Here is a 14972-nt window from a genome sequence, read left to right as displayed (position 1 = left end):
CGTTGCACTGCAACTCGTTGCATAGGATGCTCCGAGGATGGCACTGGAGCACGCGATCCTCGTCTCGCTGTCCGAGCGCGCCGGCTCGGGCTACGAGCTCACGCGCCGCTTCGAGAAGTCGATCGGACTCTTCTGGAGCGCCACCCACCAGCAGATCTACCGCGTGCTGAAGCGGATGGAAGAGGCCGGCTGGGTCGCTGTCGACGTCGTCGCGCAGTCGGGAAGGCCGGACAAGAAGGTCTACACGGTCAGCGACGGCGGCCGCGCCGAACTCGTCCGCTGGCTGGCCGAACCGGACCCGTCGGCCGGACCGGTCGAACTCGCCGTGAAGATCCGCGGAGCGACCTTCGGCGACCCCGCGAAGGTCGCCGAAGAGATCGTCCGGCATCGCGCGCACCACGCCGAACGCCTCGACGTCTACCGCCAGATCGAGAAGCGCGACTTCCCCGCACCCGCCGCACTCACCGGCCGGCACCTGCACCAATACCTGGTCCTGCGCGGCGGCATCCGCGTCGAAGAGGGCCAGGTCGAGTGGTTCGACGAAGTGCTCGCCGCCCTCCACCACCCCAAGGACGCCCGATGAGCCCGTACCCGAACCTCCTCGCCCCGCTCGACCTCGGCTTCACGACGCTGCGCAACCGCGTGCTCATGGGCTCGATGCACACCGGCCTCGAGGACAAGGCCGCGCACTTCCCCGAGCTCGCCGAGTACTACGCCGAACGCGCCCGCGGCGGGGTCGGGCTGATCGTCACCGGCGGGTTCGCGCCGAACCGCACCGGCTGGCTGCTGCCGCTCGCCTCCAAGCTCACGACGTCCGCCGAGGCCCGGCAACATCGTCGGCTGACCGCGCCCGTCCACGAGGCCGGCGGCAAGATCGCGCTGCAGGTGCTGCACGCGGGCCGGTACGCCTACCACCCGCTGAGCGTGTCCGCGTCGAGCATCAAGGCGCCCATCAACCCGTTCCGGCCGCGCGCCCTCACGAGTCGAGGCGTACGTCAGCAGATCAACGCCTTCGCCGACTGCGCCGCTCTCGCGCGCGAAGCGGGCTACGACGGTGTCGAGATCATGGGCTCCGAGGGTTACCTGATCAACCAGTTCCTGGCCGAGCGCACCAACAAGCGCACCGACGCCTGGGGCGGCACGCCGGAGAAGCGCCGCCGGTTCGCCGTCGAGATCGTCAAGCGCACCAGGGAAAAGGCCGGCGACGACTTCATCATCATCTACCGGCTTTCGATGCTCGACCTCGTCCCGGACGGCCAGCGCTGGGAAGACGTCGTCGCGCTCGCGAAGGACGTCGAAGCCGCCGGCGCGACGATCATCAACACCGGCATCGGCTGGCACGAGGCCCGAGTGCCGACGATCGTGACGTCGGTGCCGCGCGCGGCGTTCACGTGGGTGACCGGGAAGCTCAAGCCGCACGTCGGGATCCCGGTGGTCACGTCCAACCGGATCAACATGCCGCAGGTCGCCGAGGAAGCCTTGAGCAGCGGCGACGCCGATCTCGTGTCGATGGCGCGGCCGTTCCTCGCCGACCCCGAGTGGATCCGGAAGGCCGAGAGCGGCCGCGAGGACGAGATCAACACGTGCATCGCCTGCAACCAGGCCTGTCTCGATCATGCCTTCAAGCGCAAGCTCGTGTCCTGCATGGTGAACCCGCGCGCCGGCCACGAAACCACGCTGACGCTGTCGCCGACGCGGCGGTCGAAGCACGTCGCCGTCGTCGGCGCCGGGCCCGCCGGGCTCTCGGCGGCGACCGCGCTGGCCGAACGCGGCCACAGCGTGGAGCTGTTCGAAGCCGACGACGAGGTCGGCGGCCAGTTCGGCATCGCGCGGAAGATCCCCGGCAAGGAGGAGTTCGCCGAGACGATCCGCTACTACCGGCGGCGCGTCGAGGTGACCGGTGTGAAGCTGCACCTCGGTACCCGCGTGACCGCCGAGGACCTCACCGGCTTCGACGAGGTCGTGCTGGCCACCGGCGTCGCGCCGCGCGTTCCGTCGCTGCCCGGGATCGACCACCCCAAGGTGCTGTCCTACGTCGACGTCGTGCGGCACGGGAAGCCGGTCGGCGAGCGGGTCGCGGTGATCGGGGCCGGCGGCATCGGCGTCGACGTCAGCGAGTTCCTCACGCACACGGACTCGCCGGCGCTCGACCTCGACGCGTGGATGGCCGAGTGGGGTGTCACCGACCCGGAACAGGCGGCGGGCGGGCTCGGGAAGCCGAAGCCCGCGCAGTCGCCGCGGCAGGTTTTCCTGCTGCAGCGCAAGAAGTCCGGGATCGGTTCCGGGCTCGGCAAGACGTCGGGCTGGGTGCACCGGGCCGCGCTCAAGGCGAAGCGCGTCGAGCAGCTCACCGGCGTGACGTACGAGCGGATCGACGACGCCGGCCTGCACCTCACCGTGGACGGCGCGCCGCGGTTGCTGGAAGTCGACACGGTCGTCGTCTGCGCCGGTCAGGAACCCGTGCGGGACCTCGCGGACGGACTGCGCGCCGCCGGGCTGCCGGTGCACCTCATCGGCGGTGCTGACGTCGCCGCGGAACTCGACGCGAAACGCGCGATCGACCAGGGAACGAGGCTCGCCGCCGCGCTGTAGCCCGGGAAGCGTCCGGCACTGGCAGGATGGGCCCCGTGCGAGACGTATGCGTGATCGGGCTCGGGCTGATCGGCGGTTCGCTGCTGCGCGCGGCGGCCGCCAGCGGCCGCACGGCGTTCGGCGCCGCGGTTTCCGAAGTGGACGCCGACGCGGCCAGCAGAGCGGGTTTCGACGTCACGACGGACGTCGAAGCCGCGCTGCACCGGGTCGCCGCCGAGGACGCGATGGTCGTGCTGGCCGTGCCGCTGCCGGCCGTCGAGGACCTGCTGCGCCTGGTCTCCCAGCACGCGTCGCACTGCCTGCTCACCGACGTGACCAGCGTGAAAGCGCCGGTCCTGGACGCCGTCCGCCGCCGCGTGCCGTACACGCGGTACATCGGCGGGCACCCGATGGCCGGGACGTCGAACTCGGGCTGGCTGGCGGGGGACGCCGCGCTGTTCCAGGGCGCGGCCTGGGTCGTCGCCGTCGAGGACGACACCGATCTCGACGCCTGGGCCGAGGTCGCGGGGTTCGTGCTGGACGTCGGGGCGCACGTCGTGCCGCTGCCCGCCGAGTCGCACGACGAAGCCGTCGCCCGGATCTCGCACCTGCCGCACCTGCTCGCGGCGATCCTCGCCACGATCGGCGCCGAGGGCGGGCCGCTGGCCATGTCGCTGGCCGCCGGGTCCTACCGCGACGGGACGCGCGTCGCGGGGTCGAACCCGCAGCTCGTCCGCGCGATGACCGAAGGCAACCGGGACGCGCTGCTGCCGATCGTCGACGAAGCTCTCGGCCGGCTCGGCGCCGCGCGCGGTTCGCTGGCCTCGACCGGCGGGCTGGCGGCCACGATCAACGCGGGGTACGAAGGCGCGCAAGCGCTGGCCGCCAGCCTCGACGTCGAGCGCGCGGGCGTCCGGATCAGCCTCTCGGCCCCGGACGCGCGGCAGGGCCTGATCGCGCTCGGCGAACGCGGCGGCCGGATCACCGGTCTCGCGGACGGGATCGCGACCGGCGAGGTCCAATAACCCAGTAGCTACTGGGCCGGCGGCGTGTCCGGCTTGTCGTCGAACTTGTCGAGGAAGCTCTTCGCCTTCTCGATGCCGCTGTCGATCTGCTCGTCGTGCCCGGCGAACTTCGACTTCGCGAAGTCACCCGCCTTGTCGAGGCCGCCCTCGATCTTGTCGCCGTGCTCACGCAGGGCCTCTTCGGCCTTGCCCTTCAACGCATCGAAGTCGGTTCCCATGGGGGCAATTGAACAGCACCCGCGTCACGTGCGCCGGTGGTAGGGCAGGAACCGCCGGACGAGCCGCGGCGGCGTGCGTTCCACCAGGTCGGGACCGCGGACGGCGTCGAACGCCGACTCCAGCTGATCCACCACCCCGGCCAGCTGCTCGCGGTCCGGCAGCGGCATCGACCGCGGCTCGCGCTGCTCGCGGATCGCCGACGCCAGTTCGCCCAAAGCGGCGGTCAGCAGCTCGATGTCCCCGGGCTCCGGCGGCGCCACCCCGCGCCCGATCGTCACGCCGACCTCGGTGACGGCGTCCGCGACGCGTTCCTGCGCGGCGATGACCGGCCACCACGCCACCGCCTGGCGGCCGTTCGCGGACGGCTCGACGACGACCTGCTGGAACGCCGTCCGCAGGTCGGCCAGCGCCCGGTAGGCGCCGCGGCGGGCCCGCGAGCGCGCCAGCCGCGCGTCCCCTTCCGAGGCCTCGACCAGCGCGCACGAGACGTACTTCGCGACGGCGTCGAGCCCGTCGGCGAGCCGGCCGCCGACCTGGGGACGACGGCTGCCCGGCCAGAGCAGGTAGCCGAAGGCGAGGACGATCACGCAGCCCAGCACGGTATCCACCAGCCGCGCGACCACGACGTTCCAGCTGCCGGTGTTCGCCAGGTCCATCTGCAGGATGATCAACGGCGTCACGAACGCGCTGAGGATGCCGTAGTTGCGCACCTTCCCCACCGCGACGCCGCCGGCGAAGATCGTGATCAGGGCGACCAGCACCCAGCCGTGCCCGCCGACGCCGAGCACGACGGCACCCACCCCGACGCCGACGACCGTGCCGATCCCGCGCAGCACCGCGCGGCCGAAGACCGAGCCGAAGTCGGGCTTGAGGACGATCCCGACGGTCAGGGTGATCCAGTAGGACCGTTCGAACGGCACCAGCAACCCGACGATCTCGGCGATCGCGACGCACAGCGTCAGCCGCAGGGCGGCGATCCACGTCAGCGGGCCGGACGCGAGCGAACCCGCCCACGTCCGCAGGCGCCGGTACCAGGGCGTCGGCTCCCGGCGCTTCCGGTCGTCGCCCTTGCCGATCCGGACCAGGCCGGCGTAGAGCGCGGCGAGCACCGGGTCGGCGTCGTCGTCCGGCATCGGGGGCGGCTCCGGCAGCGGCTGGCTGGCCAGGACCGTCGCCGACAGCGCGACGAAGTGATCGATGACGTCCTGGGGCGTGCGACGGCCGGAGTTGACCATCGCCACCGACGCCTCGACCGCGGGCGTCGTCGCCGAGAGCAGGTTGAGCAGGTGCCGGTAGGCGGCGTCGCGGCCGGACAGCCACGAGCGCGCGGTGAGCAGCTGGTCGTACGCGGTGTTCATCGCCGTGGTCAGCCGGTGGCGCGCGACCCGCGAGACGGCTTCGTCGGTCGCCGAGAGCATCGCGGCCAGCTCGACGTAGACGTGCGCGACGGCGGATCGCTCCGGGCTGGTGGCCCGGAACGTCCAGCTGGCGAGCGCCACCGAGAGGCTCCACACCGCGCCGAGGCAGAAGAAGCCGAACAGGATCTCGACGCGCACGCCGGTCGCGTGCTGGCCGGTGCCGAGGACGCAGAACACGAACATCTGCAGCCCGGCGACCGAGGCGTTGCTGCCGGCCGCGCTGATCAGCGCGGACACCGCCGCGACCAGGATCACCGCGGGCACGGACAGCGCGGGCGTGCCGCCGGTGAGCAGCCCGACGACGTACCCGGCCGTCGCCGCCAGCGTCGCGCCGCCGAGCCGGCGGGCGCGGTAGCGGTACGGCCCGGCCGACTCGGACAGCACGGCGGGCAGCGCGCCGGTCGAGATCAGCGCGCCGACGGCAATGTTCCCGGCCGCGTAGGCGACCGCGAGCGGGACGGCCAGCGCGATGACGGCGCGGGCGACCATGTTCCACGGCACCGGGACCGGCTTGCTGCGCAGGAGCTGGGTCAGCCAGTGCGGCGCGGCGATGTCGGGACGCGGCGTGCTCACGCCCCCATCTTGACCTACGCTGCGCGGAACGCTTAATTATCAACCTGTCAACAAGCTGGAGGGTCGATGCCGGGCCGCAAGTTCTCCTTCGAGGTCAACCGCACGAGCACCGCGTCGCCGTCGGCGTTGTTCGCGCTCGAAGCCGACGGGCCGAGCTGGGCGAAGTGGGGAAAGCCACTCATCGTGCAGGCCCGCTGGAAGCGCCAGGGCGCGGGTGACCCGGCCGGCGTCGGCGCCGTCCGCGAGGTCGGCCTCTGGCCGGTGCTGATCCGCGAGGAGACGCTCGAGTACGAACCCGGCCACAAGCACGTCTACACGTTCTTCGGCGGCAACCCGATCAAGGACTACCGCGCCGAGGTGCTGTTCACGCCGACCGACGGCGGCGGCACGCACCTGCGGTGGACGGGGTCGTTCACCGAGCCGGTCAAGGGCAGCGGCCCGATCCTGGCCGCCGGACTCGAACGGGTGATCCGGCTGTTCTCCGGCAAGCTGGTCAAGGCGGCCGAAACCCGGCGTTGAGCTGCGTGGTCCGGGCCACACAAGATCACCTGACGCAACTTGACCCACCACCTCCGCGTCACCCTTTCGGGTAGTTCTGCACTACGCGGAAGGGGGACGCGGGATGAAGCGCGTCGCAGCGGTGGTCGTCGCGGCCGCACTGGCACTGACAGCCTGTTCGGCGAGCGAGCCGGCGCAGCGGGAGTTCGGCACCAGCCAGCCGAACCCGGCGCCCGGGGGCGGACCGGGGGCGACGACGCCGGGGCCGTACCCGTTCGGGACGGTCCAGCAAAAGGCCCCGGCGATCGCGAACGGCCAGGTCCCGGTGGTCCGCCGGATCACCACCGACAAGCCGTACGTCTTCCTCACCATGGACGACGGCGCGGTCAAGGACCCGGACGCGCTGAAGCTGATGCAGCAGAACGGCACCCACCCGGTGCTGTTCCTGAACCAGAAGTACGTGAAGGGCCACGAGGCCTACTTCAAGCAGATCCTCGACGCCACCGGCGCGACGCTCGGCGACCACACGGTCGACCACCCGAACCTCAAGGGCAAGCCGTACGAGTTCCAGCGCAAGGAGATCTGCGACGACGCGGACGACTTCCAGCGCGGGCTCGGCGTGCGGCCGTCGCTGTTCCGGCCGCCGTTCGGCAACTACGACCAGAACACGCTGCGCGCGGCGGCGGCGTGCGGGATGCGCGCCGCGGTGCTGTGGACGGCCGCGGTCAACGACGGGCACGTCCAGTTCCAGGCCGGCGACAAGCTCAAGCCGGGCGACGTCGTGCTGATGCACTTCCGCAAGACCTTCGAAGAGGACTACACGGCGTTCGTCGAGCAGGCGAAGAAGGACGGACTGACGCCCGTCCCCCTCGCCGACTTCCTGGGCTAAAGCACGACCGTCGGCGTCACGACGGTCCGGCGGCACGTCACGTCCCCGAGGTGCACGAGGATCTGCGTGGTCCCGCGCGGCACGTTGTCGAGCACGAACCGGCCGCCTTCGTCGGCGGTCGTGGACGACGTGCCGTGCTCGGCGACCCGCACCTCGACGCCGTACTGACCGGCGGGCACCAGCCAGCCGTCGATGCGGTGCAGCTTGCCGATCTTGGTCAGGTTGATCATCACGGTCAGGTCGCTGACGGTGAAGGTGATCGTGCCGGTGCCGCCGCCGCGCACGCCGGCGAGGTTGTCCAGCCGCTCCCACCGCGCGACCTCGACGTCGAGGTCTTCGAGGGCGAGCGCGAACTGGACCCGCTGCACCAGGTCGTCCGGCGGCGGGTCCAGCTCGTCGAGGAAGCGGCCGATGCCGGCCAGGATCAATTCGTCGGAAAAGGCCTCGCCCGGCGTTCCGAGGTCGTTCATCGGCTTCCCCCTTCACTGACGAGCAGATCGCGCATCTGGTCGAGGCAGCGCCCCCTGGTCGGGCCGACGCTGCCGCGGGGCATGCGCAGCGCCTCGGCGACGAGCTGGTACTCCGCTCGACCCGCGAGCACGGTCAGCCGGAGGAGATCCTGACAGCGGTGGGGCAGCCGGACGAAGGCGCGCCAGACCCGGCGGTCGCGGTCGGCGCGGACGGCTTCGTCTTCGGGTGCCGGTTGGGTGCTCGGCATGGCCTCGGCGACTTCGTCGCTCAGCGGCACGGGCTGCACGCGGCGGCCGAAGGGGTGGGTGGCCTCGCGCCGGGTGGTCGTGATCAGCCAGGCGGCGAGGGCTTTGGGGTCTCTGAGCTTCCCGAGCTGGCTGAAGAGGGCGAGCCACACGGTCTGGACGACGTCCTCGGCGATCGAGCGGTCGAGGCCGTTGGCCCGGGCGACGTGCCAGACGAGCGGGGTCAGCTCGGCGACGAGGCGGTCCATCGCGCGGCGGTCCCCGTCCCGGGCGGCCTGCATGCAAGCGGCGTGCAGCTCGGCGCCGGTCAAGCCCTCCCAAGGCGGGTCTACCTCTGTGGTTTGCACGTCGGTCACCGTATCTGCCCCTCTTCGGAAAAGTCTTCGAGTCGGCTTCGGCAGTATCGCGGGTCCTTCGGGGGGAAGGAGCGTGCAGGTGGATCTCGGATACATCAAGGTCACTTACTTCGTCGGTCGCGCTTCCGGTCAATGACGACTGAGGGAGGTACCGGCCGACGCGTGACCCGCGCCGACCGGTACTCCCCTCCCTCAAGGGCCCGCTCCCCAACGGGCCCCGCCGGATGTCCCCTCCCCCGAAGGGCACCCGGCCGACGGTGTCCGGAAGCCCCCTCGGCTCCCGGCCACCGCGCATTTCGAACTCGGCACCCCCTGCCGTGTTCCCATCCGTGCTTGGCTGCTCCACAGGACGCAGTGGCGGGGCAGCCAGATACACGAGCCGCGAACTTTTTTTGAAGATCGACGCAGTGCGGCTAACTGATCACCGAACGTGCTTCGGCAAGCGTTTGCGCCCACCGCGCGTAGCCCGCCGGCCCGGGGTGGAAGCGATCGGACGCGAAAGCCGCGGGATCGAGCAGCACGGGGTCCATCGGCAGGTGCCGGACGCCGGAGATCTTCGCGAGGGACGCGGCCGCCGCGTCGAGGGCGGTCGAGCGGGCCGCGAGGACGTCCCGCAGCGGCCGTGGCAGCGCCGGGAAGCGCGACATCGGCGGCACCCCGGCCAGCAGGACGTCCACCGGGCCGAGGCGCCGCCGCAGTTCCACCACCAGTTCCAGCAGGTCACGGCGGTAGCTCGCGGCCGTCCGGAGCTCGATGGTGTCGTTGACGCCGAGCGCGACGACCACCAGGTCGGCCGGGCGGACCAGTGGGACCAGCTCGGCGCGGACGGTCCGGGCGTTGGCGCCGGTCCGGCCGACCGCCTGCCAGCGGACCGCCCGGCCTTCGCGCGCGATCTCGCGCGCGAGGCAGCCGGTGAGCGCTTCCTCGTGGTCGGCCGCGCCCACGCCGTCCACTGTGGACTCACCGAGGACGGCCAGGCGGAAGGGCTCGCCGTCGCCCGGCACGAGTCCCTCGGCCGGGCCCGCCGCGCCCGGGAGCCGCGGGGTCTTCCGCTTGACGTAGACGGCCTGAGCGAGGATCACCATTCCGGAATTAGAACAGTGGCGAAGCGCCTCCGTTGAGGGTGGCGGCGGGAGGAAGGCGGAGGTCAACCGTGGGCGATCGAAACCTTCGCCCTGATCAGCGTGGGCTCCGCCACGGCGTCGAGCAGGAAGGCCGCGACGTCGGCGCGCCGGCTGGTGAACGTGCGGACGTTCCCGTCGAGCCGGCTCGCGACCTTGCCCGTGCGCGGCCCGTCGAGCAGCATCGGCGGACGGACCACGGTCCAGTCCACGTCGGACGCCGTGACCACGGCCTCCATCGCCAGCATGTCCGCCCAGCCGTGCTTGAGGAAGGTGTTGAGCAGCGGCTTCACGAGCGTGCGGGTGAAGAAGCCGTCGCCCTCGGTGTGCATGCCGCCGGCGCTGACGACCAGCAGGCGCTTCGCCCCGGCCTCGATCGCCGCGCGGGCGCCGTCCACGCAAACCGTCGTCGGCCCGCGCTCGCGGGACCCCACCGCGGAGATCACCGCGTCCCGGCCTTCGACGGCGGCCGTCAGCTTGTCCTGTTCGTGCAGGCCGGCGACGACGACGTGCGCCGGCAGCTTCAGCCGGGCGGGGTCCCGGACGACGCTCGGCGCCACCCTGGCCGAGCTGACCGCGGATCCCGGGCGGGCGCCGCTGCGGGACAACCTCGTCCGCGTCGCCCGGCTCGGCCTGGCGTTCTACACCGACAGCTTCCCGATCGCCGTCTCGATGTTCTCGTCGCGGGAGCTGCTGCGCTCGCACCGGGACCGGGTGGACGGCGCCGGGCCGCGCATCCCGCTGAAAGGCGTCGAAGGCTACCTGTGCGCCGAGGTGGCGCTGGGCCGGCTCAAGGCGGGCACCGACGTCGAGGCCGTCGCGTCCCTGTTGCTCGGCGCGTGCTTCCAGCAGGCGTTCCTGGCCTCCTTCGAGGAGGCGCGACCGTCCGAAGTGGACGAACTCGGCGCCCGGCTGGCGGACACCCTGCTCGCCGGCCTCTAGGGCGCGGGCGGGCGAAGACCGTCGACGATGACCGTGACGACCTTGTGCGCCCGCGCGTCCCACTCCGGCCCGGGGATCCGCGACAACGCGCCCAGGAGCAGGAGGACGTCGGCGGCGTCGACCTCCTCACGCACCTGACCGGCGGCTTTGCCCTGCTCCAGCACCGTCCCGAGCGCCTCGTCGAGCCGGTGGTGCTGATCCGCGTAGAGGTCGTGCCACGCCGAGGCCTCGATCGCCGCCATGACGCCGCGTTTCACGCGGGCGTACTCGACCAGCCGCGCCAGCCAGCGAGTCAGCGCCTCGAGCGGGGAATGCTCGGCCAGCAGCGGGGCCACGGCGTCGACGAGCTCGGTCAGCTCGTGCCGGTACACCTCGGCCAGCAGGTGCTCGCGGGTCGGGAAGTGCCGGTAGAGGGTGCCCTGTCCGACGCCCGCCGCCTTGGCGACCGCGTGGAGCTTCAGCTCGCCGATCGCGCCGTTGGAGCTGCTCAGCTCGGCCCGGGTGGCTTCGACGATGCGAGCACGGTTGGCGACCGCGTCCGACCGGCGCCCACGACCCGTCACGACATCCCCCCGACCCAGTGGGCAACCGGACAGTTGTCAGTTTAGCGGAGGACCGTTCTGGGCGTTCTTCTCCTCGCGGAGCTTGTGCCAGCGCTCGTACATGCCGTTGAGCTCTTCGAGCATGAAGGACAGGAAGTCCCGCATCTCGCCGAGCCGCTTCCCGGACGGCGAGTCCTCGCCGAGGGCTTCCATGCCGTTCTCGGCCGCGTCGCGCCACATGATGATCATGCGGTCGCGCTTGAGGAACGTGGCGTACCAGAGGTCGTCGAAGAGGCGGTAGTGGTCGCGGCGCTCGCCGGGCTCGCGCTCCTTGGCGACCAGGCCGATCTGCTCGAGGTAGCGGACGGCGCCGGAGATCGCCGCCGGGCTGACCGACAGCTGGGAGGCCAGGTCGGCGGCGGTGAGCCGGGCGTCGTCGGTGGTCATCAGCGCGGAGAACACCCGCGCGGACATGCGCGGCATCCCGATCTGCGAAAGCACGAGCCCCAGGCTCTCGACGTAGCGGCGGACGGCGTCTTCATCTCGTTTCGTGTCAGGCGTCGTCATCGGCCCATCCTCCCGTATCGCCCCCAGCGTGATCACTCGATCTAGACATTTTCTTAACTTCACAACTTCATGAAATCAGTGTAGCTTCCAAAGCATGGAAAACGCCATCGCGATCTCCGGCTTGCACAAGTCGTTCGGCCGGACGAAGGCCCTCGACGGCCTCGATCTGCAGGTACCTACTGGGGAAGTACACGGGTTCCTCGGCCCGAACGGCGCCGGGAAGTCGACCACCGTCCGGGTCCTGCTCGGCCTGCTCCACGCGGACTCGGGGGACGTCCGGCTGCTCGGCGGCGACCCCTGGAAGGACGCCGCGAGCCTGCACCGCCGCCTGGCCTACGTGCCCGGCGACGTCAACCTCTGGCCCAACCTCTCCGGCGGCGAGGTGATCGACCTGCTCGGCCGCCTGCGCGGCGGGCTCGACGAGAAACGCCGCGCCGACCTCGTCGAGCGGTTCGACCTCGATCCGAAGAAGAAGGGGCGGACGTATTCGAAGGGCAACCGGCAGAAGGTCGCCATCGTCGCGGCGCTCGCCTCGCGGGTCGACCTGCTGATCCTCGACGAGCCGACGTCCGGCCTCGACCCGCTCATGGAGGCGACGTTCCAGTACGCCATCCAGGAGGAGCGCGAGCAGGGCCGGACCGTGCTGCTCTCCAGCCACATCCTCGCCGAGGTGGAGGCGCTGTGCGACAAGGTCAGCATCATCCGCAACGGCCGCACGGTCGAGTCCGGCACGCTGGCCGAGCTGCGCCACCTGACCCGGACGTCGATCACCGCCGAGCTCGCCGGCCCGCCGAACGGGCTCGCGAAGCTGGCGAACATCCACGACCTCAAGGTCGACGGCAACCGCGTCCGCTTCGACGTCGAAACGCGCTCGCTCGACGAGGCCCTGCGCCGGCTGACCCAGGTCGGCGTCCGCAGCCTGGTCAGCCAGCCGCCGACGCTGGAAGAGCTGTTCCTGCGGCACTACACCACCGAAGCGAGCGCGAAATGACCGCGACGTTCTCCCGTGCCGAAGCCGAGGTCGCGCCGGCGCACGAACTCGCCGGCACTTGGCACCTCACCCGGCTCGCGCTGCGCCGCGACCGCGTCGTCCTGCCGATCTGGATCGTGCTGCTCAGCATCGTCCCGGCCAGCACGGTCAAGACGTTCACGCAGTTCTACCCGACCGTCGCCGACCGGCAGGCGCTGCAGGCCGGCGCGAACACCAACCCGTCGTACGCGCTGCTGTACGGGCCGCCGTTCGACCTGACCACCGCCGGCGGGTTCATCTCCTGGCGCATGTGCGGCTTCCTGGCCCTGCTCACCGGACTGATGGTGGTCTTCACGGTCACCCGCCACACGCGCGCCGAGGAGGACACGGGCCGCGCGGAGCTGCTCGCATCCGCGGTCGTCGGCCGGTACGCGGCGCTGACGTCGGCCGTCCTGGTGGCCGGCGGGGCGAGCGTGCTGATCGGGCTGATCCAGTACGGCAGCATGGTCGGCGCCGGGCTGCCCGCGGCCGGTTCGTTCGCCTTCGGCGCGGCGGAAGCGTTGTCGGGCTTGGTGTTCACGGCGGTGGCGGCGGTCGCCGTCCAGCTCGCCGAATACTCCCGCACGGCCAACGGGATCGGCACCGCCGTGGTCGGCGCCGCGTTCCTGCTGCGCGGCGCCGGGGACTCCACCGTGGACGCTCGCTGGCTGTCGTGGCTGTCGCCGATCGGCTGGGTGCAGCAGGTCCGCCCGTTCGCCGGGGAACGCTGGTGGGTGCTCCTGCTGCCGGTGGCCGGCACGCTGGTCGTCGGCGCGGCCGGGTACTGGCTGCTGCCGCGGCGCGACGTCGGCGTCGGCATCCTGCCGCCGCGGCCGGGCCCGGCGCGGGCGGCGGCGAGCCTGCGGACGCCGTTCGCGCTCGCCTGGCGGCTGCACCGCGGCCCGCTGCTCGGCTGGACGATCGGGATGGCCGTCGTCGGCGCGGTGTTCGGCTCGATCGCCAGCGGCATCGGCGGCCTGGTCGGCTCCAGCCCGCAGGCGCAGGAGATCATGGCGCGCCTCGGCGGCAGCGAGGCGCTCACCCAGGCGTTCCTCGCCGCCATGGCCGGGATGTTCGCGATGGTCGCGTCGCTGTACGGGATCCAGGCGGTGCTGCGGATGCGCGGCGAGGAGACCGCGATCCGGCTCGAGCCGGTGCTGGCCACGAGCGTCGGCAAGCTGCGCTGGGCGGCGGGGCACCTCGTGTTCGCGTTCTTCGGCACGGCGGTGCTGCTGCTGGCCGGTGGCCTGTTCATGGGCCTGGCCAACGGGTTGCGCGCCGGCGACGTCGGCGGCTCGGTCGGCGATTCCCTCGCCGGGATGCTCGTCCAGCTGCCCGCGGCGTGGGTCGTGGTCGCGCTGACGGTGACGATCTTCGGGCTGCTGCCGGGCTTTTCGGCCGCGGCCTGGGGGGTCGGCTCGCTGGCGCTGCTGCTGAGCCTGTTCGGCCCGGTCGTCAACCTGCCGCAGGCGGTGCTCGACGTCTCGCCGTTCCAGCACCCGCCGAAGCTCCCCGGCCAGGAGCTGGTCGCGACCCCGCTCGTCTGGCTCATGGCGGTCGCGGTCGTCGCCCTGCTCGCCGGCCTCGGGGGCTGGCGGCGCCGCGACGTCGGCTAACGCGGCTTGATCTCCCGGCCGGGGCCGGCCACGAGCTGAGCCTGCGGCCCCGCCTTCCCACAGGCGGGGCCGCCCGGTTCGCTGAAGGTGGGCGTGACGACCGCGGTGTGCGGCTTGCCGTCGTCGAAGCGGACGGTGACCCGGATCGGCACGGCCTGCAAGCCCGGGACGTCGGCGAAGCCCTGGAGGCCGCCGGTCGGGACCATCGAGACCCCGCAGGAGCCGTCCGGGCCGGTCCCGGTGCAGGTGGTGGCCCCGGCGGCCGTCTCGGGGAAGAGGTCGGCCGGGCGTGTGACGCACTGGTCGCCCCAGCACGCTTCGAGCGTCGCGCGGGTGATGCCGGCGGGGTCCGGGACGGTCAGCCCGATGCCGACCCGGGTGCCGATCGCCGGGCACGCGACCTCCGCGCCCGAGCCGGCCTGGCCGCAGCCGACGGTGACGAGCAGGAGAGCCGCGATCCACGGAAGCCTTCGCATACCGCCCAGACGGAGTTACCCGCGCGGGGGTTGCACGGTCAGTCGCGCCAGCCGCTGGTCAGCGGAAGCACGGGCGTCGTGGAGGTCGGCGCGGTCGAGGCCGGAGTGGGTGTCACGGTGACCTCGACGACGCTCGTGGTGGTGCTCGGCGGCGACGTCTCGACGGACGTGACGGTGGCGGGCGGCACGGACGCGGTCACGGTGACCGGCACGGCGGGAACGGTGCTGGTCGGCGGAGCGGTGACCTCGGCGGGCTGGGGAGCGGGCCGGCCGGCGACGAGCAGCGCGGCCACGAGCCACCCGGTGGCGAAGCCCGCCAGCCCGGTGACCGCGGCGGAGCCCCAGGTAGGTCGGCCACTCATCCGGGCACCCCCTCGCCACGCGCAGCGCAGGTACGAGGACTAACTCGCGTTGATCTTAGCTGATGTTACAGA

The 14972-nt window shown here is 71.9% G+C and carries 18 protein-coding genes; 8 read left to right on the top strand and 10 right to left on the bottom strand.

The annotated features are described in order from the left end of the window. Positions 1–37 precede the first annotated feature (37 nt). The 3 genes from AB0N03_RS31815 to AB0N03_RS31805 are packed head-to-tail and all read left to right on the top strand — an operon-like array spanning position 38 to position 3596. Positions 38–583: a PadR family transcriptional regulator gene (locus AB0N03_RS31815; RefSeq protein ID WP_364379174.1), complete on the top strand. Its 546-nt coding sequence runs from the start codon at positions 38–40 to the stop codon at positions 581–583. After that, complete coding sequence (locus AB0N03_RS31810) at positions 580–2592, top strand: NADPH-dependent 2,4-dienoyl-CoA reductase (RefSeq protein WP_364379171.1); 2013 nt, start codon at positions 580–582, stop codon at positions 2590–2592. Before AB0N03_RS31815 ends, AB0N03_RS31810 begins: the two co-directional genes overlap by 4 nt. Before the next feature lie 50 nt (positions 2593–2642). Continuing rightward, on the top strand, positions 2643–3596 hold the full coding sequence (locus tag AB0N03_RS31805; RefSeq protein ID WP_364379413.1) for a prephenate dehydrogenase: 954 nt from the start codon (positions 2643–2645) through the stop codon (positions 3594–3596). An 8-nt stretch (positions 3597–3604) separates the two neighbouring features. Here AB0N03_RS31805 and AB0N03_RS31800 read toward each other — a convergent pair whose 3' ends face one another. Both AB0N03_RS31800 and AB0N03_RS31795 read right to left on the bottom strand, forming a co-directional pair. Further along, a complete protein-coding gene (locus AB0N03_RS31800) occupies positions 3605–3814 on the bottom strand; it encodes an antitoxin (protein ID WP_364379168.1) in 210 nt (69 codons plus the stop codon). Positions 3815–3838: 24 nt separating this feature from the next. Beyond that, positions 3839–5806, bottom strand: coding sequence for an FUSC family protein (locus AB0N03_RS31795; RefSeq protein WP_364379165.1), 1968 nt, complete (start codon positions 5804–5806; stop codon positions 3839–3841). A 66-nt stretch (positions 5807–5872) separates the two neighbouring features. On the opposite strand from AB0N03_RS31795, the gene AB0N03_RS31790 reads away from it, so the two are divergent. Continuing rightward, a complete protein-coding gene (locus tag AB0N03_RS31790; RefSeq protein ID WP_364379162.1) occupies positions 5873–6325 on the top strand; it encodes an SRPBCC family protein in 453 nt (150 codons plus the stop codon). Positions 6326–6428: 103 nt separating this feature from the next. Continuing rightward, entirely contained in the window at positions 6429–7193 is a 765-nt protein-coding gene (locus tag AB0N03_RS31785) for a polysaccharide deacetylase family protein (protein WP_364379159.1), read from the top strand. Here the strand turns inward: AB0N03_RS31785 and AB0N03_RS31780 are convergent. From AB0N03_RS31780 to AB0N03_RS31765, 4 genes are all read right to left on the bottom strand, one after another. Next, on the bottom strand, positions 7190–7663 hold the full coding sequence (locus AB0N03_RS31780; RefSeq protein WP_364379156.1) for a carboxypeptidase regulatory-like domain-containing protein: 474 nt from the start codon (positions 7661–7663) through the stop codon (positions 7190–7192). The genes AB0N03_RS31785 and AB0N03_RS31780 overlap by 4 nt on opposite strands. Then, positions 7660–8265 carry a sigma-70 family RNA polymerase sigma factor gene (locus tag AB0N03_RS31775; protein WP_364379153.1) on the bottom strand — a complete coding sequence of 202 codons (606 nt, stop codon included), beginning with the start codon at positions 8263–8265 and terminating at the stop codon, positions 7660–7662. Before AB0N03_RS31775 ends, AB0N03_RS31780 begins: the two co-directional genes overlap by 4 nt. A 413-nt stretch (positions 8266–8678) precedes the next feature. Continuing rightward, positions 8679–9350 carry an SGNH/GDSL hydrolase family protein gene (locus tag AB0N03_RS31770; RefSeq protein ID WP_364379150.1) on the bottom strand — a complete coding sequence of 224 codons (672 nt, stop codon included), beginning with the start codon at positions 9348–9350 and terminating at the stop codon, positions 8679–8681. A gap of 62 nt (positions 9351–9412) precedes the next feature. Further along, on the bottom strand, positions 9413–9880 hold the full coding sequence (locus tag AB0N03_RS31765) for an NAD(P)-binding oxidoreductase (protein WP_364379410.1): 468 nt from the start codon (positions 9878–9880) through the stop codon (positions 9413–9415). On the opposite strand from AB0N03_RS31765, the gene AB0N03_RS31760 reads away from it, so the two are divergent. Next, a complete protein-coding gene (locus tag AB0N03_RS31760; RefSeq protein ID WP_364379407.1) occupies positions 9762–10328 on the top strand; it encodes a hypothetical protein in 567 nt (188 codons plus the stop codon). The two genes, AB0N03_RS31765 and AB0N03_RS31760, sit on opposite strands and share 119 nt — an antisense overlap. On the opposite strand, the gene AB0N03_RS31755 is transcribed toward AB0N03_RS31760, so the two are convergent. Together AB0N03_RS31755 and AB0N03_RS31750 are read right to left on the bottom strand one after the other, a co-directional pair. Continuing rightward, positions 10325–10891 (bottom strand): TetR/AcrR family transcriptional regulator, encoded by a 567-nt coding sequence (locus AB0N03_RS31755; RefSeq protein WP_364379147.1) that lies wholly within the window; start codon positions 10889–10891, stop codon positions 10325–10327. The genes AB0N03_RS31760 and AB0N03_RS31755 overlap by 4 nt on opposite strands. A gap of 36 nt (positions 10892–10927) precedes the next feature. Next, the gene (locus AB0N03_RS31750; RefSeq protein ID WP_364379144.1) at positions 10928–11437 is read right to left on the bottom strand and encodes a MarR family transcriptional regulator; all 510 of its coding nucleotides are present in this window, start codon (positions 11435–11437) and stop codon (positions 10928–10930) included. Positions 11438–11531: 94 nt separating this feature from the next. On the opposite strand from AB0N03_RS31750, the gene AB0N03_RS31745 reads away from it, so the two are divergent. Both AB0N03_RS31745 and AB0N03_RS31740 read left to right on the top strand, forming a co-directional pair. Further along, positions 11532–12428, top strand: a complete 897-nt coding sequence (locus AB0N03_RS31745; protein ID WP_364379141.1) for an ABC transporter ATP-binding protein — start codon at positions 11532–11534, stop codon at positions 12426–12428. Further along, positions 12425–14062 carry an ABC transporter permease gene (locus tag AB0N03_RS31740; protein WP_364379138.1) on the top strand — a complete coding sequence of 546 codons (1638 nt, stop codon included), beginning with the start codon at positions 12425–12427 and terminating at the stop codon, positions 14060–14062. The genes AB0N03_RS31745 and AB0N03_RS31740 overlap by 4 nt, the downstream gene beginning before the upstream one ends. Here AB0N03_RS31740 and AB0N03_RS31735 read toward each other — a convergent pair. Both AB0N03_RS31735 and AB0N03_RS31730 read right to left on the bottom strand, forming a co-directional pair. After that, on the bottom strand, positions 14059–14538 hold the full coding sequence (locus AB0N03_RS31735) for a hypothetical protein (protein WP_364379135.1): 480 nt from the start codon (positions 14536–14538) through the stop codon (positions 14059–14061). The genes AB0N03_RS31740 and AB0N03_RS31735 overlap by 4 nt on opposite strands. Before the next feature lie 38 nt (positions 14539–14576). Continuing rightward, positions 14577–14900: a hypothetical protein gene (locus AB0N03_RS31730; RefSeq protein ID WP_364379132.1), complete on the bottom strand. Its 324-nt coding sequence runs from the start codon at positions 14898–14900 to the stop codon at positions 14577–14579. Positions 14901–14972: the final 72 nt, after the last annotated feature.

The organism is Amycolatopsis sp. NPDC051061 (assembly GCF_040682935.1).
In the GTDB taxonomy this organism is placed as follows: Bacteria; Actinomycetota; Actinomycetes; order Mycobacteriales; family Pseudonocardiaceae; genus Amycolatopsis.
Note: the sequence above shows the minus strand (reverse complement) of the source record. Positions and strands in the feature narration are given on the sequence as shown.